Origin of the sequence: Agrobacterium sp. SORGH_AS_0745, from assembly GCF_030818995.1 — a bacterium.
Classification (GTDB): Bacteria; Pseudomonadota; Alphaproteobacteria; order Rhizobiales; family Rhizobiaceae; genus Agrobacterium; species Agrobacterium tumefaciens.
In genome coordinates this window covers 1,276,630-1,296,076 of the sequence record NZ_JAUTBI010000001.1, presented here as the reverse complement: position 1 = coordinate 1,296,076, position 19,447 = coordinate 1,276,630, and the positions used below count along the sequence as shown (strand labels likewise).

18 protein-coding genes are annotated in these 19,447 nt (G+C 59.5%); 9 read left to right on the top strand and 9 right to left on the bottom strand.

Going from position 1 to position 19,447, the window contains the following annotated elements; all coding sequences use genetic code 11:
• Positions 1 to 21: 21 nt before the first annotated feature.
• Positions 22 to 1,395: an ABC transporter substrate-binding protein gene (locus QE432_RS05965; protein ID WP_065687897.1), complete on the bottom strand. Its 1,374-nt coding sequence runs from the start codon at positions 1,393 to 1,395 to the stop codon at positions 22 to 24.
• A 94-nt stretch (positions 1,396 to 1,489) separates the two neighbouring features.
• On the opposite strand from QE432_RS05965, the gene QE432_RS05960 reads away from it, so the two are divergent.
• Positions 1,490 to 2,629 (top strand): ROK family transcriptional regulator, encoded by a 1,140-nt coding sequence (locus QE432_RS05960; protein ID WP_112191711.1) that lies wholly within the window; start codon positions 1,490 to 1,492, stop codon positions 2,627 to 2,629.
• A gap of 28 nt (positions 2,630 to 2,657) precedes the next feature.
• Here QE432_RS05960 and QE432_RS05955 read toward each other — a convergent pair whose 3' ends face one another.
• Positions 2,658 to 2,981, bottom strand: a complete 324-nt coding sequence (locus QE432_RS05955; RefSeq protein WP_162540191.1) for a hypothetical protein — start codon at positions 2,979 to 2,981, stop codon at positions 2,658 to 2,660.
• Between the two features lie 188 nt (positions 2,982 to 3,169).
• Entirely contained in the window at positions 3,170 to 3,655 is a 486-nt protein-coding gene (locus QE432_RS05950; RefSeq protein WP_065662490.1) for a hypothetical protein, read from the bottom strand.
• A gap of 173 nt (positions 3,656 to 3,828) precedes the next feature.
• Here QE432_RS05950 and QE432_RS05945 point away from each other — a divergent pair, with 173 nt between their 5' ends.
• From QE432_RS05945 to QE432_RS05915, 7 genes are all read left to right on the top strand, one after another.
• Positions 3,829 to 5,781 carry a BTAD domain-containing putative transcriptional regulator gene (locus tag QE432_RS05945; protein ID WP_161986916.1) on the top strand — a complete coding sequence of 651 codons (1,953 nt, stop codon included), beginning with the start codon at positions 3,829 to 3,831 and terminating at the stop codon, positions 5,779 to 5,781.
• Positions 5,782 to 5,789: 8 nt separating this feature from the next.
• Positions 5,790 to 6,218, top strand: a complete 429-nt coding sequence (locus QE432_RS05940; RefSeq protein WP_003511290.1) for a hypothetical protein — start codon at positions 5,790 to 5,792, stop codon at positions 6,216 to 6,218.
• Between the two features lie 127 nt (positions 6,219 to 6,345).
• Entirely contained in the window at positions 6,346 to 7,452 is a 1,107-nt protein-coding gene (locus tag QE432_RS05935) for a YcaO-like family protein (RefSeq protein WP_236736221.1), read from the top strand.
• Complete coding sequence (locus tag QE432_RS05930) at positions 7,452 to 8,165, top strand: TfuA-like protein (RefSeq protein ID WP_142851177.1); 714 nt, start codon at positions 7,452 to 7,454, stop codon at positions 8,163 to 8,165. Before QE432_RS05935 ends, QE432_RS05930 begins: the two co-directional genes overlap by 1 nt.
• The gene (locus QE432_RS05925) at positions 8,162 to 9,367 is read left to right on the top strand and encodes a hypothetical protein (protein WP_306623633.1); all 1,206 of its coding nucleotides are present in this window, start codon (positions 8,162 to 8,164) and stop codon (positions 9,365 to 9,367) included. Before QE432_RS05930 ends, QE432_RS05925 begins: the two co-directional genes overlap by 4 nt.
• 69 nt (positions 9,368 to 9,436) lie before the next feature.
• Complete coding sequence (locus QE432_RS05920) at positions 9,437 to 9,874, top strand: helix-turn-helix domain-containing protein (RefSeq protein ID WP_025595440.1); 438 nt, start codon at positions 9,437 to 9,439, stop codon at positions 9,872 to 9,874.
• A 94-nt stretch (positions 9,875 to 9,968) separates the two neighbouring features.
• Positions 9,969 to 10,202 carry a hypothetical protein gene (locus QE432_RS05915; RefSeq protein ID WP_013761765.1) on the top strand — a complete coding sequence of 78 codons (234 nt, stop codon included), beginning with the start codon at positions 9,969 to 9,971 and terminating at the stop codon, positions 10,200 to 10,202.
• A 200-nt stretch (positions 10,203 to 10,402) separates the two neighbouring features.
• Here QE432_RS05915 and QE432_RS05910 read toward each other — a convergent pair whose 3' ends face one another.
• The 3 genes from QE432_RS05910 to xylF form a co-directional block, all read right to left on the bottom strand.
• Positions 10,403 to 11,185: an ATP-binding cassette domain-containing protein gene (locus tag QE432_RS05910; protein WP_003511297.1), complete on the bottom strand. Its 783-nt coding sequence runs from the start codon at positions 11,183 to 11,185 to the stop codon at positions 10,403 to 10,405.
• A gap of 18 nt (positions 11,186 to 11,203) precedes the next feature.
• Positions 11,204 to 12,517, bottom strand: coding sequence for a sugar ABC transporter permease (locus tag QE432_RS05905; RefSeq protein ID WP_065662488.1), 1,314 nt, complete (start codon positions 12,515 to 12,517; stop codon positions 11,204 to 11,206).
• Positions 12,518 to 12,597: 80 nt separating this feature from the next.
• Entirely contained in the window at positions 12,598 to 13,638 is a 1,041-nt protein-coding gene (gene xylF / locus QE432_RS05900; protein ID WP_003511300.1) for a D-xylose ABC transporter substrate-binding protein, read from the bottom strand.
• Positions 13,639 to 13,880: 242 nt separating this feature from the next.
• Between xylF and QE432_RS05895 the strand changes: the two genes are divergently transcribed.
• Entirely contained in the window at positions 13,881 to 15,113 is a 1,233-nt protein-coding gene (locus QE432_RS05895; protein ID WP_065704405.1) for an ROK family transcriptional regulator, read from the top strand.
• Between the two features lie 19 nt (positions 15,114 to 15,132).
• Here QE432_RS05895 and QE432_RS05890 read toward each other — a convergent pair whose 3' ends face one another.
• From QE432_RS05890 to scpA, 3 genes are all read right to left on the bottom strand, one after another.
• Complete coding sequence (locus tag QE432_RS05890) at positions 15,133 to 16,677, bottom strand: glycerol-3-phosphate dehydrogenase (RefSeq protein ID WP_306623630.1); 1,545 nt, start codon at positions 16,675 to 16,677, stop codon at positions 15,133 to 15,135.
• Between the two features lie 189 nt (positions 16,678 to 16,866).
• On the bottom strand, positions 16,867 to 17,283 hold the full coding sequence (gene mce, locus QE432_RS05885) for a methylmalonyl-CoA epimerase (protein WP_111782974.1): 417 nt from the start codon (positions 17,281 to 17,283) through the stop codon (positions 16,867 to 16,869).
• A gap of 13 nt (positions 17,284 to 17,296) precedes the next feature.
• Positions 17,297 to 19,438 carry a methylmalonyl-CoA mutase gene (gene scpA / locus QE432_RS05880; RefSeq protein WP_065704407.1) on the bottom strand — a complete coding sequence of 714 codons (2,142 nt, stop codon included), beginning with the start codon at positions 19,436 to 19,438 and terminating at the stop codon, positions 17,297 to 17,299.
• Positions 19,439 to 19,447 lie beyond the last annotated feature (9 nt).

The window sequence follows — 19,447 nt, the reverse complement described above, 5'->3', positions numbered from 1 at the left end:
GCGGCATGGTTTCGGGCAAACTCAGTTGCTTGCGGCGTCGCGGATTTCGATCTCCGCGCCAAATTGCAGCTCAAGCTCGTCGGCGATGAAATCGACCGCCTGCGCGGCCGTCATCTTGCCGGTCTCAACCGCTTGCAGACCGCTGAACAGCACCTTGTTGTAGCTGCCGAACTTGGTGTGGTTGGGCACGAACTGCGCGTATTTCATCATCGGCGAAGCAGCGGAGAGTACCCAGTTATCGCGGTATTTCGGCATGGCCGTCTGGGCGTTGCTGATGGCCGTATGATAGGATGTCACGGCGTGTTCGTTGTTGAAATAGGGCAATGTCGCAAGCGCCACGAGATCGGCGGCGATATCGGCATTGGCACTCTTCGGATTGAGGGTGTAGAGCAGCGGGTGCGACAGGTTGGCCGGCTTGCCGCCTTTTTCGGCTGCCGGAGCGGAAATCCAGCCGATCTTGTTGAAGTATCCCTTGCCATCTGTCGGCCAGGTCGCGCCGTTCTTGTCACCCACCTGCCAGGCAACCGCCCAGACACCCTGATGGAAGATGAAGGCCTTTTCCTGCTTGAAGGCCGTCTGGATCGCCTCCCAGCTCATGGCGGTATTGTCGACGGGCGTCACGCCTTCCTTGGCATTGCGCTCATACCAGCCGAGCGCCTTGGCCATTTCGGCCTTGGGGAACATCAGCTTGCCGGTCTTTTCGTCCATGAACTTCACGCCATAGGACTGGAACACCATCAGATAGTCGATACCGACATTCGGGCGGTGCAGCATGCCGTATTGTGCGGCCTTGCCGTCTACCACTTCCTTCGACAGGGCCGTCAGATCGTCGAGCGTGAATTCGCCGGCGTCGACCTTGGCCGGAAGGCCTTCGATGAAGGCTTCGTCCTTGCCGATCTTGCGCAGCATGTCCTTGTTGTAGAAGAACATGCGGATTTCCGCGTCCTGCGGAATGCCGTAAATCTTTCCGTCCGTCGCCTTGGCCGAATTCCACAGAACCGGCAGGATATCGCCATAGACCCAGGGAGCAGCGGCAATCTTGTCTTCCATCGGCATGGCATAGCCGTCCTGCGCGAACTGGCCGATCCATTCATGCGGCAGGATGTAGATATCCGGCCCCTGCCCCACCGAAAACGCCTTCAGCGTGTCGAGCGCGAAGGAGTCCCAGCCCTGCACGGCGCTGTTGTTGATTTCGATGACGACGCGTTTGTCGACGCCTGCTGCCTTGAACTGTGCGTTCATGATGCCGGCGGCGGCTTCGATGTTGGTGACGCGGCCCGGCGCATTCTTGTCGGCGAGCGTCCAGAGCTTGATGTTGATGTCTTCGGCAAAGGCGACAGCCGGCAAAAGCGCGCCGAGGGCAACCGTGGCCATCAGGGTGAGAGACTTGAACATGTGATCCATTCCCGTTGAAACTGATTATTTAATTAAGTTGCTTAATTAACAGCTTCATGACATTTCCCTAGGTAAAGCGCGGGAGAGTGAAACTTTGACTGAGAGACGGCAGGGCGGGCTGGCAGGCATTGGCGCAACACAGGGCGCGCTTCTGGGATATATCAGGCGCAAGGGTTCGGCCTCGCGGGTCGAGCTTGCCGACTATTGCAGCATAACGCCGGCTGCCGTGAGCATGATGACGCGAAATCTGCTTGAGCGCGGTATCATCGAGGAAGGTGCACGCCGGCAGGAAGGCCGTGGCGCACCCCATATCGACCTCACGCTCAAAAAAACCGTCGGTTACGCCCTTGGTGCGCACGCCAACCGTTATTCGGTGATGTTAACGCTGTTGAATTTTGGCGGAGAGATCGTTGGAGAATTGCAGATGCGCGGCTCCTACGACGCGTTTTCCGATGTCCAACGGGCGCTTCAGGACGGATCCGAAGAACTACTGACGAAAAATGCGATCAACAGGAGCCAACTGATCGGCGCGGCCATTGCCATGCCGACCCGCTTTCGCAAGGAAGCCATGTCGCTCGATCTTGCCGAAGAGGTTATTTCCTGGGCCGGGTCTGACCTTTCCGCCATGCTGCGCGAGGCGCTGCGTTGTCCGGTGATCATAGAAAATGATGCCAATGCCGCAGCCATGGGTGAACTGACGCTTGGCAATGCGGACGGACACGAAAATTTCGCTTATCTCTATCTCTCCGAGGGGATCGGCGGCGGCATCATTATCAAAAATGAGCTTTATCGCGGTTATCTCGGCAATGCCGGCGAGATAGGCGCCTTGCGCGGCCGCAGCACTTCGCGACCCTCCTTCGAAGACCTGGCGGCATGGTGCGTGGAGCATGTGGGAGAAAAACCCTCGGGGCGCGCACCCGATATCTGGACGGATTACCTCTTGCGCAACTCCGCCGTGTTTGAGGCGTGGCTGGAACGGGCGGGACCGGAGGTTGCGCGCCTCGCCTTCGCTGTGAGCGCCGTTCTGGCGCCCACGGCAATCTTTGTCGGCGGCACCTTACCAAGGATCGTACGACAGCGGCTGGCGGAATGGCTGGATTACGAACGCTCGGACCCGTTCGACGGCGCAAAGGTGATACAGCCGAAAATCCAGCTGCCGGATGTGGTTGCGACAGACCCCGTGGCCTTCGGTGCGGCGGCGATGATCCTGCACGGCGTCGGAGAAGTGCGTTAAAGGCCGGAGCGCATGTCCGGGGGAGGCCTCAGCCGAGATTGGTCACCATGAAATAGATCAGCCAGCAATGCCCGATCACCAGCACGGCCCAGGCCCATTTTGCAAGCCTGATATCGACATCGATGACGGTATTGCTGATTTCCGCCACGCGAAAAGCCTCTTCCTCAACCCGGTTCTCCGGCGGGCGAGATCTCAGCACCTTCCTGGAAACCGGCTCGCCCACGACATAAAGCCTGTCGTTCGCAACTGATGGACGCGGGTCGCCGTTGGCGCTCCCGTCAAGGGAAAGCACGTCGTCACCCGAGGCGCAACTCACCGCTAATAGCTGTGATGACACCCGCCTGTTACGCATGTTACCTCCATTGGGCATCACAAATCTTCCACACAATAAAAATAAAAAAATTCACCTGCTGCTCCCGACAAAGCCTTGGCTTTACCGGGCATATTTGCGATGCGCGCAATACGCGCCGCGCCAGTTGAACCCCTTCTCGCCCCACGCTCTTGCGCTCCCCCGGAAACGCATCGGCATCAGCCCCGCCATTAACGTGCCGGGCTTCCCGGCAAATCGTGCCTTCCCGCGTAAGGCTTTACCTCCCGCTGGATCAGGAAGACGGATTTCTCCACCGGCAGCGGTTCGGCTGTCCGGTAGCGATGAGACCGCTTGGAATATTCAAACCGGATCCGCCTGTCTTCGAACTTCCCCGCCAGAACGCGATAGCCGTTGACGACCTCGTTCAGTATTTCCAGCTCTTCTCCCCACAGCCAGCCACCGTAAGAAGTGCCTTCGTTGGAGCGCAGCACGATCTCGAAAAAATGCCCGCCGGCCGCAAATGGCATGCGGAAAATAATATCGAGATTGTCCTCATCTTCGTCGTCGCATGCCGACAGTCTGGCATGGGCAACCTTCGCATGGGCCAGCGCCGAGACCGGATAGAACGGGCGCCCTTTGAACCACATGAACTCGCACACCGCATAACCGACGTCGTCGGCACGCTGGTAAGGTTCAGTACGCGGCTCGAACGCCATGTAGCTTCCGTTAAACGCTATCAATTTCGAAAATTCCCGATGCCTGCCTGATGCATGATTGCTGTTTTCCGCCCGTCATCCGCGCCTCTGTTCACGACAATAGGCAAGCGGCGTCACACCAGCGTCAAATGGAACGCCAATGATGACTTTCAATTTCCCGGACACATTGTTAGATGGTGATTCATGAGGGAACGAAAGTGGCTGGGAACGCTGAACTGATACCGATCCGGCTTTTTGGCACTCCGCGCTGCGATGCGGTGCGGCAAGCGTTTTTCCCGTCCAAGGGCTTTGCCCTCACTGCCGCTCTGATCCTTGCTCCCAACCAGTCCCTTTCCCGCCAGCAGGCCGCATCGCTGTTGTGGGAAAACGTCGAGCAAAAAAGGGCACTCGGCAATTTGCGGCAGCTGATCCTGCGCCTCCAGAAGCTGTCGAGCGATGACGATGCCATCCTTCTGACAGAAGGGAACGACCTGAAGGCCGGAAAGCTGGCGCAGCGGACCGACCTTGCGATCTTTCTTGCCGGCGCGAGAGCAGAAGACCCGATGCAGAGGCTGCAAGCCCTGCTCGAATTCGGCGGCGATCTGCTGGAGGGGCTGGAGGCTGGGCAGGACCACCTTTATCTCTGGCTGCTGTCTGAGCGACGCCGTCTCAAGGACCTGTTCTTTTCAAGCTATACACCGCTTCTGGAGGAGTTGACGCGGTTCGGCCGCGCCAGTTCGAACAACATCGCATCGCTTGCCGAATGCGCGCTGAAGATCGAGCCGGAGCGCGAGGAAACCTACCGCGCCGCCATGGCGGCCTATGCGCGGGTGGGAAACACCAGCGCCTGCGAGGGAATTTTCCAGCTTCTGATGGAACAGCTCCGCCAGGAGGACCGACCTCCGGAGGCCGAGACAGTGGCGCTTCGACGGCGGATACAAAGTCTGGCCTCGACGATAGTAGCCCCCGCCGAACCGGATGAGGGTAGCCGCCGAAAACCGATGGCAAAACCACGCGTCGCCTTCAGCCGTCCGGTGCGGGTGGACGGGCTTGCGGTATCGCCGGTGATGAGTGCCTTTGTCGAGGATGTCGCCAATAGTCTCGTTCGATACCGGACCTTCACCGTTCTTTCGACGCACAGCACCTTTGTAGCGACACACGACCGGACCGACGACAGTTATGCAATGTTGCGGGCGGATTACCGCATCGTCTCCACGGTTTTCGACGATGCCCGCATGTCGGTAGCGCTGATCGAGGAAGCGACCGGAGAAATCGTCTGGTCGCTGGAGGTTGTGCTGACCGCGCGGCATATTCACGCCGCTTTTCGACTGCTGTCCAAACAGGTGGCCGCGGGGCTTGCCCGCGAGATCGAGCGGCTTCAGGTGGAACCAGACCGCAACCACAGCGGCGAGGCCTACCGGCAATTGCTGGAGGGCCAGCAGCTTCTGCGCGGCAAGTGCGACCTGCCGCTTCTTCGAAGAGCCCGCTCGATGTTCCGCAAGGCGGTCGATCTGGATAACAGCATGGCGGTTGCCCGCGCCCGCGTGGCGCAGAGCCTGCAGCTGGAATGGCTGATGCTGGGCGGCAACGACCCCCACCTGCTGCACCGCGCCAAGGCGGAGGCAGACGCCTCAGTCGAAATCGATCCCGCTCTTGGCGTCGGCCACTGGATGTGCGCCGTCGTGGCGCTCTACCAGCGGGATTTCGACATATCCGCCGAAAGGTTCTTCGAAGCCGAGGCGCTTGCGCCCAACTCCGCCGACCTTTTGCTCCAGCATGCCGATGCGCTCGCCCATTTCGGCGATGCCGAAACCGCATGGGAAAAGTTTCAGCAAGCCATCGACCTCAATCCGCTCGCACCCGACATCTACTGGTGGGCGGGCGCCAGCATCGCGTTCAAGCGTGAGGATTACGGCACGGCAGTAGAACTGTGCGCGCGCATGGAAAATGACGAGCCGGCATTGCGCGTCTTGACCGCGAGCCACGCGCTCCACGGTGATTTGGACGCTGCCAGGGAAACCGGCAGCAGGCTTCAGGAAAACTATCCGGGTATGACGGCGAGGGAAATCAGCAGCCTGTCCCCAGACCGAGACCCGGTAGCGAATGAAAAATTCTATAACGCACTTCGATTAGCTGGGATCAAATAGGAGTTATTATGTCCTCGCACTTCTTTATTGTCGGAAAAAAGGGTTTCGGCGTTCTCTTCATTCGCACGGCGCCGCTCAGGGTTGCGTCCGTCTCGCATGAGACGATTGCCGCCTATGAAGCCAGCCATCCCGGTGTGGACGGTTACGCGCGCGTTGCTGCGGCGGCAAAATCCATGCTCGTTCGTCAGGACGGCCAGCCCGAAAACGAGCTGGATCAGGTACAGATCCAGGGCATCGAAGCCCTCGTCGCCGGCGGCGCTGTCGTTTCCGAGGCCGATTTCGCCTTTGTCGGCGAAGTGATCGACGCCGGCTGGGATTTCAACCGCATGGTGCAGGCACCGATCGAATCGGCCCTGAAGGCTGTTGGTCCGGCGGGTTCCGTCACCGGCGAGCTGTTCGACGCCATCCTTGCCGACGACACCAACGCGGCGCCTTGATTGCGGCCCCGCAGCCTTGACCGCTGACGGCGCACATATACCAGCGACAGCGGCTTTAGGGCATCCGGACGCTTCGTTCTTTGATCCCGAACTGCTTCGGCGGTTCGGGATTACCCGCGTCGGAGACGTGACCGGTCTCGATATTATCGGCATACCCGTCTGGTTCGCGACGCGGCCCAATTCACGCGGACTGTCTGTCTCCCAGGGCAAGGGGCTTGTCGCGGAGCAGGCACGGCTTTCCGCGATCATGGAAGCGATCGAAGGTGCCGTCGCCGAAGACACCCGCAAACATATCACCACTTTCGGCTCCATTCGTGAGATGCGGGACAAGGGCGCCCCTCTCGTTCCTTTCGAAACAATCGGCCGGGTCGACCCGGACACTCTTGATCTGCGAAACCAACGCGCCTGGGTGAAGGGAACATCCATACGCCAGCAGCTGGAGGTTTTTGCCCCCTATGAACTGGTGGGCATGGATTTTCGCACGGATTTCCCCTGGGACCGGCAGGCCTTTCTCATGAGTTCGCAAGGTCTTGCGGCGGGTTTCGACCATGACCACGCGGTTCTGCACGCCCTGCTCGAACTCATCGAAAACGACGCCTGCTTTCTCGTCGATACCTTCGAAACCCGCAATATCGCGCCGGAACCGGTCGTGTTGCCGATGGGTGTCGACGCATCCTTCGATGCTCTTGCTCAACACCTTTCACATATCGGACTGCCGCCCCGCTTCTTTGATCTCACCAATACGCTCGGCGTGCCTGTAGTCATGGCAAGCCTGCCACGGTCAATCCACGCGCAGGACGGACTTGCCACCCGCAGCGCTGCCGGCGCAGCGTGCCGGTTTGGCACCTATGACGCGGCAATTGCCGCGCTGCTGGAGGCGATCCAGTCGCGACTGACTGACATCAGCGGCGCAAGGGACGATCTCTCTCCTTTGCGCTACCAGCGGGATATGTTTGCGGCGGGACCGGCGGCATCCGAGGTGCGGCCGATGGACCGGATCCCGGCCAGTCTCGATTTTGCGATTAGCGATCCGGCTCTACCCCCGTGGCGTCAGCTTGCAGAGCATCTATTTGCCGCCGGGATCGACGACATCTATGTCTTTGCGCTGGAAACGGGCGTATCCGGTCTGCATGTCGTCCGGGTTCTGGCAAGCGGCCTCACCCCTGCCGGTGGTGGCCTTCAACGTATATCGCAGCGGACGCTCGACCGGTTCCTGAACCTCGGAGGCCTTTGATGAAGCCGGTGGTTTTTGCGGGCCCGTCCATCCACGGCATCACACCCGCGCAGATTTCCGGCCTCGATCTTCGTGGCCCGGCTGCCTGCGGCGATATTTTCGACGCGGTAAAGCAGGGTGCCCGGACAATCGGGCTGATCGACGGCCTCTACGGTGACTGCGCCGCCGTGTGGCACAAGGAAATCCTGTTTGCACTGACAGGCGGCGTCACTGTTCTTGGTGCCGCCAGCATGGGCGCGCTAAGAGCGGCGGAATGCGCGGCCTTCGGCATGATCGGCATCGGCGAAATCTTTGAAGCCTATCGGGACGGGCTGCGTTTTTCCGACGCCGATGTGGCAGTCAGCCACGCGCCCGGCGAACTCGACTACCGCCCGCTGACAATCGCGCTTGTCGATGCCGAAGCGACGCTCGAAGCGTGTCGCGCCGCTATCGCCCCAGAGGAACACGACGCCTTGCTGAACGCCGCCCGCAAGCTGCATTTTAACCGCAGGACATGGCGTGCAATGGCAACTGAGGCAAACCTCAACCTCGAGACCGCAAATTTTCTAGCCGGAAACGCGGTTTCCGCCAAACGCAACGATGCGGCCCGGCTTTTAGGCCTGCTCGGCAGCGGGGAATTGCCATCCCCGCCGTCGCAATCGTGGAAATTACAGAACACGGTATTTTTCCAGCAATTGGCCACGCGGCAGACGGCGGGAGAAAAAGCGTCTTGACCGCTGCCCCGCACCCGTCTCTGCTGCCCGACTGCGGAGGACTGATCCGGACAATCGCGCTTGCCTTGCCCGCCGCGTTTTTTGCGGGTGACAGGGCTGAAGGGGGCGGCTCTCCGCTCATCCCGATCGGAAACCTGCTTTCGGCTCTGCCTTCCGACGTCACGGCCCTTGTTCTTATCGATGGCCCCTGTCTCGCCTCCGCTGAAAGCTGGCTCAGCAGGCTGGCAGCCACCTGCACCGCAGAACTGTTACCGCTCGATGCAACCAGCAGCGTTTCGCACCCGTGGATACAGGACGTGTTCCACGTTCGGACTGCTGATGGGATCGCAACCGAACTGCTTTGTGCATCGGAAAGCGCCGTCACTGGCGAGCTCGCCAATCGTCTCGGGCTTGCCGCCAACGCTTCGCATGTCACTTTGCCGGGCGGTAACCAGCTGGTCGGGCCGGACTTTCGATTGGTGGGCCATTCCAGCCTGCAGGACGACAGGGGTATGGCAAACAATGCGGCAACCGAACGGCCGCAACAATGGCAGCGGGTTCAGGCACTCGACTACAGAACCCTGGGCAGTTTCGGATATCGGCCGGAAGACCTCGGCAATGCCTCGGCCTCAATCGCTCTTACCTCGGCAAACACGTCGCCTCCGGCGATCACCTTCGGAAAAATCCACCAATGCGGTTTCCACGTCGACCAGTTCGTTTCGGTCACAGGTCTAAGACGCGATGGCCACCCGCTATTGCTGGTTGCCGATCCGGTGGCCCATGAATGCAACGCCCGTAATGCGATGGATTTGAAACGTAAACTGGATGCCTCCGTTCTATTGCTGGCACAGCAGGGCTTCGCAATCCTGCGAAATCCCATTCCGGTTTTACCCACCATCGACACCAACAAATGCCTGCCTCGGCTTTATAACAACGTGCTTGTTGAAAATATCGTGCGCTCCGACCAAGAGAAGCCATTCGTCTGGGTTCCCCATTTCGGTGATGCGGAAACGCTCGACGGTTTCGACCGAGAGAACAGGAAAATTTGGGAAAGACTGGGCTTTCACGCCATCGGCGTGGCCGGCTGGAGCCATTTTGCCAGCAGAAACGGGGCATTGCGATGTGCAACAAAGGTGATAAACCGTCAACCAGCACAGCATACCGACGGAAAACAGCCTTACTTTATCAGTAACACCTCACAATACCCGTGGAAATTGTGTTGAATGTCTACCTTCAACAATATTAATTGATAAATATCCAATTTAAGAACCTCACAACTGGAGGAGTTCATGATGCAGGCCAAACTACCCAGCCCGATCGATGTGCATGTGGGTACACAAATCCGAATGCGCCGCAAGTCGCTCGGCATGAGTCAAAGCGCGCTGGCGGGCCGGTTGGGCATTACCTTCCAGCAGGTCCAGAAATACGAAAAGGGTGCCAATCGCGTCGGCGCGTCCCGTTTGCAAGCCATTGCATCGGTTCTCGGCGTCGATGTCAGCTCTTTGTTCGCCAATGCGACGCCGGATGTCGGAAACGCCAATCCCGCCCTTGGCACGATCAATGCCATGCAGTCTTTCGTTGCGTCGAATGAAGGATTTTCGCTCAATCAGGCCTTTGCCCGAATCAAGAGCGCAACCGTGCGCAAGAGCATCGTTGCCCTCGTGACATCGCTTGCGGCTACCGAAGCGGCGGAAAATAACGGCGCGCCGGAAAACAAGAGCGACGATTGACGCAGGTGTGACGCTCGCGTGACGCTCGATGTGGTCGAAAATGAACAACGCGGGATCAACGCGTTTTCATACTGTCGACTGTCGAGAGGGAATCATGGTGGCGTCTACCGCAGCAATACTTGAACAGGACAATGCAGACGAGATTCTGGCGCTCGGGCGGATGGTTTCCTATCTTTGCCAGCGCTCCAAATCTCTGGAACTGGGGATGTCGACCTATTTCCTGGAAATGGCATTGCTGTCGCTGGCCCAGGACATCAATCAGCATGGCTCGCTACCGGCCGGCGCAGAAATGAACGGCAGCGGTTTCGCACACGCCGAACTCCATTAAAACACCGCTTTTTAACGACCGCGTCTGCAATTGCGCAGAGCCGCAGACATTTTTCGTCTGCGGTTCCGGCTGGGCTGAAACACACCGGACGCATATATTTTTTAGTCAACTCCAAGAACTTTTGTTCCCAGCATTTGTCGAGGCCCGGTTTTTACCGGGCCTCGATTTGTAGTGGAAGTAAAGACGACAGAATTCTGTCGTCAGGCAACGACCGCGCCCGGACCCGCCACAGCACCCGGCGGCACCTTGCCCAGAATAATCATGCCGAGGACCTCGTCCTTCGTCACATCTTCCGTGCGGGCATGGCCGACCACCTTGCCGTTTTTCATGACGAACACCCGGTCGGCGAGATCGAAGACGTCATGGATATCGTGGCTGATGAGGAAGATGCCGATGCCCTGCCGTTTCAGTTCCTTGACGAGATCGCCGACCTGTGCCGTTTCCTGCGGCCCGAGTGCTGCCGTCGGTTCGTCCATGATGAGGATGCGGGCATCGAACAGAATGGCGCGGGCGATTGCCACGGACTGCCGCTGGCCACCGGAAAGCGCCTTCACCGGCTCCTTGAACCGCCGGAAATTGGGGTTGAGACGCCCCATGACCTCGCGGGCCGAAGCTTCCATGGCGACATCATCCAATGTTCCCCATTTCGTCTTCAGCTCGCGGCCGAGATAAAGATTGGCCGCCGCATCGACATTATCCGCCACCGCCAGCGTCTGGTAGATGGTTTCGATGCCGTATTTCTTGGCGTCGCGGGGATTGCGGATATCCGCATCCTCGCCGTTGATGAGGATGTCGCCCCCATCCCGCCGGTATGCACCGGACAATATCTTGATGAGCGTCGATTTGCCGGCGCCGTTGTGGCCAAGAAGGGCCACAACCTCACCTGGGAAAAGATCGACAGAGGCGTTTTCCACCGCATGGATACCACCGAAGGAAATGGAAATATTGCGCATTTCCACGAGGGGCGTGACTTGTTCCGTCATTGGGGTTCTCCTCGGTTCTTACTTGGCGCGGGCGCGGTAGATGGTGTCGAGCCAGACGGCGACGACCAGAACCACACCGACGACGATGCGCTGAAAGGGCGTATCGATGCCCACAAGCACCATGCCGGATTGCAGCGATTGCATGACGAGCGCGCCGAGCATCGCGCCCGCTATGGTGCCGACGCCGCCGGCGAGCGACGTGCCGCCGATGACCGCCGCGGCGATCGTATAAAGTTCATCCAGTTCACCCTGGGCATTGGTGGCCGCGTTGAGGCGGGCAGTCGAGATTGCCGCAGCGATGGCGCATAGAACGCCCATCAGCGTGAATATCTTGACCGTGACCCAGCGGGTCTTGATGCCGGCGAGTTCCGCCGCCTCCGGGTTGCCGCCGATTGCGAACACATAGCGTCCGAAGCGCAGCCGCGTCGCGATGAAGGTCATGACAGCACCGACGGCAAGCGCCATCAGCACCGGAATGGCAATGCCGTGCGGAATGAACAGACCACCATCCGGCCAGGTAATGCCATTGGCATCGGCATAGTTGCGGGCAATGTTGACCGGCCAGGGATAGCTGTTGACGACAGCTACGAAACCGACGACGACGACGCAGCCAAGTGCCACCAGGAAATATTCCGCCCAGACGGGCCGCAGCGGAAAACCGAAACGGCGACGCTGGTGGCGGGAATTCAGGATTGCCGCGACAATGGCGACGCAGGCGGCAATGGCTGCGATCCAGCTCCATGTCGCGCCGATCGAGCCGCTGGTGCCGCCACCCATCAGGCGGAAGGTGGAATCCATCGGCGCCACGGTGCGGCCGCTGGTGACGAACCATGTGCCACCGCGCCAGACCAGCAGACCGCCAAGCGTGACGATGAAGGACGGCACGTTCAGGAAGGCGATGATCGAGCCCTGCAGCATGCCGATCGCTCCGCCGACGAAAATGCCGACCAGAAGCGTGACGATCCATGTCGCCCAATGTTCAAAGCCGAGGAGCTGCGGCAGGATTTCCGCCTGCATGACACCCATGATCATGCCGGAAAAACCGAGGATCGACCCGACCGACAGATCGATGTTGCGGGTAACGATGACAAGCACCATGCCTGTCGCCATCACCGCGACAGAAGCGGTCTGGACGGAGAGGTTCCAGAGGTTTCTCGGCGTCAGGAACAGCCCGCCCGAAAGAATATGGAAACCGATCCAGATCAGAAGAAGCGCGCCGACCATGCCGAGCAGCCGGGTATCAAGCTCCGTGGCACTGATGAAACGCGAAATCGAGCCCGTCTTTTCCGTCTTGGGGGACGCTGTGGAATTGGATTGTGTCATGTCGGCCATGGACTGCCGGTCCTCCTTACATCTGAAAGGCGCCGCGCCACGTATCAGTGGCGCGGCGCCCAAACATCAACCTAGCGGTCTCAGTTGCAGGCCTTGACGGATCCGGCCTTTACACCCTGGCAGGCCGTTTCCTTCTTGATCCAGCCGGCGTCGATGACGACGTTCAGATTGTCCTTGGTAATGGCGATGGGCTTGAGGAAGACTGACTGCATCGTCACTTTTTTCGGACCGCCATCAAAAGCGGCAACGCCCTTGATTTCCGTCATCTTCTTGCCGCCCGCAAGTTCCAGCGCGATGCCGGCAGCTTCCTTGCCGAGTTCGCGGCTATCCTTCCAGACAGATACCGTCTGCGTGCCGAGCGCTACGCGGTTGAGCGCGGCGAAGTCCGCATCCTGACCGGATACAGGAACAGAACCTGCGAGGCCCTGCGCGGCAAGAGCGGCAATTGCGCCACCGGCCGTTCCGTCGTTCGAGGCGACGACCGCATCGACCTTGTTGTTATTCTTGGTCAGGAACTGCTCCATGTTCTTCTGGGCATTTTCCGGCTTCCAGCCATCGGTATAGGCTTCGCCGACATTCTTGATCTTGCCCGCGTCGACAGCGGCCTTCAGAACTTCCTGCTGTCCGGCAAAAAGAAAGTCCGCATTCGGATCGGAAGACGAACCCTTGATGAAGACGTAGTTGCCTTCCGGCTTGACCTTGAAGACTTCGGCGGCCTGAAGGCGACCGACTTCCTTGTTGTCGAAAGTGATGTAGAAGGCGTTCTTGTTTTCGATCAGGCGGTCGTAACCCACCACCGGAATACCTTCAGCGACGGCCTTTTCAACGGCCGGGCCAATCGCGTCGCTGTCCTGCGCAAGAATGATCAACGCATTGGCGCCCTGGGAAATCAGCGATTCCACGTCAGTCAGCTGTTTTGCGGCGGACGACTGCGCATCGGCGGAAATATACTTCGCACCGGCCTTGTCGAGAGCTGCCTTGATTGCCGCCTCATCCGTCTTCCAGCGCTCTTCCTGGAAATTGGACCAGGAAACGCCAACGACGAGATCAGCAGCAATGGCTGCGGTGTGCAGGGAAACGAGTACAGCTGTACCCGCCAAAAGCTTGGCAAACGAATTCATGATGTCCTCCCGGTAAGGGCGAAGCCTGCACCTCCATGCAGGGAAAACGCCCGGAAAAAGCTGTCGGGCTCTGTGATTTCACAATTTTCTCGACAGTCGAGAAAATTAATGTCAGAGATTCCCCATGCTGTCAACAACGGCTGCGGGCAGCATCCGGGTGCCTTGATCTTGCTCGTGGCGTGCGCCATCAGAGGGGATAAGCACGACAGGAAAAAAGCCGTTCAGGGAGCATACCCCAGCCCATGTCCGCCATTGCAAGCACGGAACTGGTGCGCCAGAAAAACAGCCTGTCGGTGATGGCAGCGCTGCGCCTTCATGGCAGCCTATCCCATACGGACATGTCCTCCTTCACCGGGCTTGCCTCCGCCACCGTTTCCGCAATCACCATGGAACTCGAGCGGGCCGGCCTCATCCTGCGCAAAGAGCAGCTAGCCGCCGCCGGGCGCGGGCGGCCGCGCATCCTCTTTGGGCCTGATGGTGCTTTCTGCCACGTCGCCATCGTCATCATTTCGTCCGACAGCGTGCAATATTCGTTGGTCGACTATGCCGGCAAGCTGGTGGACCGCTTCACCGAGCAGAGGATCACGGCTGAAAAAGGGTCGTTCGGCGACTCGATCCTCTCCGGCCTTGCACGGCTTGCGGACCGTTCGCGCATCGACCGGCACGACATTCTCCAGGTGTCGATCAGCAGCAAGGGGCTTGTGGACGCGGCAGCGGCGGTGCTCGTCTGGTCGCCGGTGCTCGGCACCGAAAAGATAGATTTCCAGCAGCTCATTTCTCAGGACGGCCGCATCCGCGTGACGCTGAACAACGAAACGCTGCTGGCCGCAAAAGCCATCTGGATGCAGGAGCAGGCAAAGGACGGCCCGAAACCGGAGGCACTTGTCACCCTATCGCTCGGCCACAGCATTGGCCTCGGCATTGCCCGCGCCGCGGGTGGAGGGATAGAGGTTAGCGCCCCCAATTTCGGACATATGCTGCATCTGGCCGATGGCGCCCTTTGCCGCTGCGGCACCAGAGGCTGTATCGAGGCCTATTCAGGGTTTTATGCAATCCTGCGTTCGGCATTCGAGGCCCCGCCGCAGGCGGAACCGGCAAAATTCGTGCCGATTGCCGAAGTGGACAAGATCGCCGCTTCCGCCCGCGCCGGCGGGCGCATGGCGCGGCTTGCCTTCCGCACAGCCGGGCTTGCACTCGGCAACGGCCTTTCACGTCTGTTCAGCCTGCACGGCCATATGCCGGTCTTCATCACTGGCCCCGGCACACGCTATTTCGATCTTCTGGAAATCGGCCTTCACGATGGCCTTGCGCAATCGCAGTCGGTCCGCTTCGGCGGAATGCCAAAAATCGGCATCGCGCCCAACGAACCGGAACTGGTGTTCGAAGGGCATATGGAACACGCTCTGTCCGCCGCCGACGACTATATATTGAGCGCCGATGGCCCTGAAAGAGCGGCAAGGAACTCGGGGAACTGACGGGACAACTCGTAAAAGCTCAGGCCTGCTCCGTCACGGCTTCGCCCTTTTCCTTGACACCAGTCAGCGTGGAAACGAATTCATCCAGAGCGGCAGCCTCGTCCCTGCTCAACCGCAGGCCCTGTTTAGTGCGCCGCCAGAGAATATCCTCTGCTGCAAAGGCCCATTCGTGTTCCACCAGCCAGCGCACTTCGCATTCGTAAAGTGTGCCGCCGAAATGCCGACCGAGGCCGGAAACATCGGTGGCGACACCGAGCAGTTCCGCAGCCTTCGTGCCGTAGTTTCTGATGAGCCGCTCGGCATGGCGTCCATCAAGGAATGGGTAACGGGAGACAAGCGCCCTCACCTGGGCGTCATATCTCTCCACCCCGAAGTCACCGCCCGGCAGATACGATCCCGCCGTCCAGGGCTTGCCCTTTTCTCCGATGGCTGCGCCGATCTTTTCCAGAGCATGTTCCGCCAGCCGCCGGTAGGTGGTCAGCTTGCCGCCGAAGATATTGAGTAGCGGCGCTTCGCCCTCTGCCTCTTCAACCTTCAGCACATAGTCGCGTGTGGCTTCCTGCGCCTTTGAAGCGCCATCATCGAAAAGCGGGCGCACGCCGGAATAGGTCCAGACGATATCATCCGGCTTCACCGGCTCGCTGAAATATTCGCTGGCGGCATTGCAGAGATAGGAAATCTCTTCCTCAGAGATGCGCACCTTGGCCGGATCGCCCTTATAGTCGCGGTCCGTGGTGCCGATCAGCGTAAAATCTTGCTCATAGGGAATGGCGAAGATGATGCGGTTGTCCGGGTTCTGGAAGAAATAGGCGCGCGGATCGGAAAACGTCCTGCGCACGATGATGTGGCTGCCCTGCACGAGACGAACATTGTGCACATCGTTGCGGCCGAACACGCCGGACAGCACGTTATCCACCCACGGGCCAGCGGCATTCACCAGCATGCGCGCTCTGTGCGTGGCTGAACGGCCGGTCTTTTCGTCCAGCGTCTCGATAAGCCACACGCCGCCTTCGCGCCGTGCGGAAACGACCCGCGTGCGGTTCATGATCGTCGCACCGCGATCCGCCGCGTCACGCGCATTCAGAACTACGAAACGGGCATCGTCCACCCAGCCGTCGGAATATTCGAAAGCCTTGGCAAAGACCGGCTTCAGAGGTTTGCCTGCCGGGTCCTGCCGAAGATCGACCGTGCGCGTCGGCGGCAAAAGCTTGCGGCCGCCGAGGTTGTCGTAAAGAAAGAGGCCAAGCCGGACCATCCATGCCGGACGCACGCCGCCTTTCTGGAGCGGCAGGACGAAGCGCATGGGCCAGATGACGTGCGGGGCCATGGACCACAGAATTTCACGCTCCATCAAGGCTTCGCGCACCAGACGAAACTCATAATGTTCGAGATAGCGCAGGCCGCCATGAATGAGCTTGGTGGCTGCCGAAGACGTACCGGAGGCAAAATCGCCCTTTTCCGCAAGCGCCACGGAATAGCCCCTACCCACGGCATCGCGGGCAATGCCGCAACCATTAACGCCACCGCCGATGACAAAAAGATCGAATATGTTTTCGCCGGACATAGGGCCTCCCAAAACAGCGCCGGGGACCATTTTCCCCTACGTTGAAAGATTATCGTCATAAAAACGAAAACAAAACGAATGTCAAAAGAAAACAAACGAAACCCATGTTTTCAGCACAAGCGAACGGCAACTGCCGCCGGTGAATCACGTCGCCAGCGTGTTTCGGGATGTCGGTACGGGGTCTGTGTTTCAGACGTGTGTCGGAGTGACCTGCTCAAGCTCGTAAAGCACGCCGCCCATATCCTTTGGATGCAGGAAGAGAACGGGATTGCCATGCGCGCCGATCTTCGGCTCGCCATCACCTAAAATGCGGATGCCTTTTTGGACGAGATCGTCTCGCACGGCCAGAATATCCGGCACCTCAAAGCACAGATGATGCGTGCCGCCACCCGGATTTCTTTCGAGGAAGGCGGTAATCGGGGAGTTCTCTCCAAGCGGATGAAGAAGTTCGATCTTGGTATTGTCAGCCTGAACGAAAACCACTGTCACGCCGTGTTCGGGCAGGGTTTGCGGCTCGGAAACTTGAGCGCCAAGCGCCCTGTATCGCGAAACCGCGGCATTAAGATCGGGCACGGCAAGGGCGACGTGGTTCAATCTTCCGAACATGGCCGTATTCCTCTCACGCGTTGCGCCGGATGCCTTCGAGCAGATCGAGAACCTTGTTGGCCGCATCCATGACATTGGTGCCGGGTCCGAAAATCGCCGAAACGCCGTGGTCCAGCAGGAACTGGTAATCCTGGCGTGGGATGACGCCGCCGACGACGACGATGATGTCCTGGGCACCCTTCTGCTTGAGCGCCTCCACAAGCTGCGGTGCGAGCGTCTTGTGGCCTGCGGCAAGCGACGACATGCCGACCACATGCACCTTGTTCTGAACCGCAAGATCGGCTGCCTCGGCAGGCGTCTGGAACAGCGGCCCGGCCAGCACATCGAAACCGATATCACCAAAGGCCGACGCGATAACCTTCGCGCCGCGATCATGCCCGTCCTGCCCGAGCTTTGCGACCATGATGCGCGGTTTGACGCCGAGTCGTTCTGCCACGCCGGAAAGCCGCGTAGCGAGCGTGGCAAGCTCCGGCTCGTCCTTGTAGGCTTCTCCGTAAATATCCTCCACCACTTCCGGCACGGCAACGTAATCGCCGAAGACGGCACGCAGCGCATCGGAAATCTCGCCGACGGTAGCGCGGGCGCGGGCGGCGACGACTGCCGCCTCGAGAATATTACCCTTGCCGCTGCGGGCAATTTCAGACAACGCCGCCAGCGCCTTCGAGAGGTCCCCGCCGTCGCGGCGACGTTTGGTGTCCTCAAGGCGGCGGATTTGCGCGGCGCGTACGGCGGCGTTGTCGATATCGAGAACGTCGATATCCTCCTCGGTTTCCAGACGGTAGCGGTTGACGCCGACGATGACTTCCTCGCCCTTGTCCACGGCCGCCTGCCGACGCGTGGCCGCCTCCTCGATCAATCGCTTGGGCAGGCCTTCGGCCACCGCTTTGGTCATGCCACCAAGCGCCTCCACCTCCTCAATCAGCGCCCAGGCTTTTTGCGCCAGTTCATCCGTCAGGCTTTCGACGTAGTAGGAACCGGCCAGCGGATCGACGACCTTGGTGACGCCGGTTTCATGCTGGAGAATAAGCTGGGTGTTGCGGGCGATGCGGGCGGAAAATTCTGTCGGGAGGGCAATGGCTTCATCAAAGGAATTGGTGTGCAGCGATTGTGTGCCGCCCAGCACGGCGGACATGGCCTCGAAAGCGGTGCGGACAATGTTATTGTAAGGGTCCTGTTCCTGAAGAGACACACCGGATGTCTGGCAATGGGTGCGCAGCATGAGCGACGACGCCTTTTGCGGCTTGAACTCTTCCATGATGCGCGACCAGAGGAAGCGGGCGGCGCGCAGCTTTGCGGCCTCCATGAAGAAATTCATGCCGATGGCAAAAAAGAACGACAGGCGGCCGGCGAAATCATCGACATTCAGTCCCTTGGCAAGGGCGGCCCGCACATATTCCCGCCCATCCGCCAGCGTGAAGGCAAGCTCCTGCACCAGCGTGGCACCTGCCTCCTGCATGTGATAGCCGGATATCGAAATGGAGTTGAATTTCGGCATCTCCTTCGCCGTATATTCAATGATATCAGCAATGATACGCATCGAAGGCTCGGGCGGGTAGATATAGGTGTTGCGGACCATGAACTCCTTGAGAATGTCGTTCTGGATGGTGCCGGAAAGTGCGGCACGCGAGACACCCTGCTCTTCCCCCGCAACGATGAAATTGGCGAGCACCGGAATGACGGCCCCATTCATGGTCATGGAGACGGAGACCTTTTCGAGCGGTATGCCATCGAACAGGATTTTCATGTCCTCGACGCTGTCGATCGCTACGCCTGCCTTACCGACATCGCCTTCAACGCGCGAGTGGTCGCTGTCATATCCGCGATGAGTGGCAAGATCGAAGGCGACCGAAACACCCTGTTGGCCGGCGGCGAGCGCCTTGCGGTAAAAGGCGTTGGAAGCTTCGGCAGTCGAAAACCCGGCATATTGGCGGATCGTCCATGGCCGCCCGGCATACATGGTGGCGCGCGGGCCGCGCGTGAAGGGTGCAAAGCCCGGCAGGCCATCGAGATGTGAAGCCTTTTTCAGGTCATCGGCCGTGTAAAGCGGTTTGACGTCAATGCCTTCGGGCGTATGCCAGACGAGTGCATCCGGTGAACGCTTCAGCTCCTTTTCGGCAAGCTGCAGCCAATCCCGCACCGTTTTTTCACCCGACATGCATATCTC

Coding starts and splice junctions, on each gene's coding strand:
- QE432_RS05965 (WP_065687897.1), bottom strand. CDS start 1,395: ATGTTCAAGTCTCTCACCCTGATGGCCACGGTTGCCCTCGGCGCGCTT.
- QE432_RS05955 (WP_162540191.1), bottom strand. CDS start 2,981: ATGCGTAACAGGCGGGTGTCATCACAGCTATTAGCGGTGAGTTGCGCC.
- QE432_RS05950 (WP_065662490.1), bottom strand. CDS start 3,655: ATGGCGTTCGAGCCGCGTACTGAACCTTACCAGCGTGCCGACGACGTC.
- QE432_RS05945 (WP_161986916.1), top strand. CDS start 3,829: ATGGTGATTCATGAGGGAACGAAAGTGGCTGGGAACGCTGAACTGATA.
- QE432_RS05940 (WP_003511290.1), top strand. CDS start 5,790: ATGTCCTCGCACTTCTTTATTGTCGGAAAAAAGGGTTTCGGCGTTCTC.
- QE432_RS05930 (WP_142851177.1), top strand. CDS start 7,452: ATGAAGCCGGTGGTTTTTGCGGGCCCGTCCATCCACGGCATCACACCC.
- QE432_RS05920 (WP_025595440.1), top strand. CDS start 9,437: ATGCAGGCCAAACTACCCAGCCCGATCGATGTGCATGTGGGTACACAA.
- QE432_RS05915 (WP_013761765.1), top strand. CDS start 9,969: ATGGTGGCGTCTACCGCAGCAATACTTGAACAGGACAATGCAGACGAG.
- QE432_RS05910 (WP_003511297.1), bottom strand. CDS start 11,185: ATGACGGAACAAGTCACGCCCCTCGTGGAAATGCGCAATATTTCCATT.
- QE432_RS05905 (WP_065662488.1), bottom strand. CDS start 12,517: ATGGCCGACATGACACAATCCAATTCCACAGCGTCCCCCAAGACGGAA.
- xylF (WP_003511300.1), bottom strand. CDS start 13,638: ATGAATTCGTTTGCCAAGCTTTTGGCGGGTACAGCTGTACTCGTTTCC.
- QE432_RS05895 (WP_065704405.1), top strand. CDS start 13,881: ATGTCCGCCATTGCAAGCACGGAACTGGTGCGCCAGAAAAACAGCCTG.
- QE432_RS05890 (WP_306623630.1), bottom strand. CDS start 16,677: ATGTCCGGCGAAAACATATTCGATCTTTTTGTCATCGGCGGTGGCGTT.
- mce (WP_111782974.1), bottom strand. CDS start 17,283: ATGTTCGGAAGATTGAACCACGTCGCCCTTGCCGTGCCCGATCTTAAT.
- scpA (WP_065704407.1), bottom strand. CDS start 19,438: ATGTCGGGTGAAAAAACGGTGCGGGATTGGCTGCAGCTTGCCGAAAAG.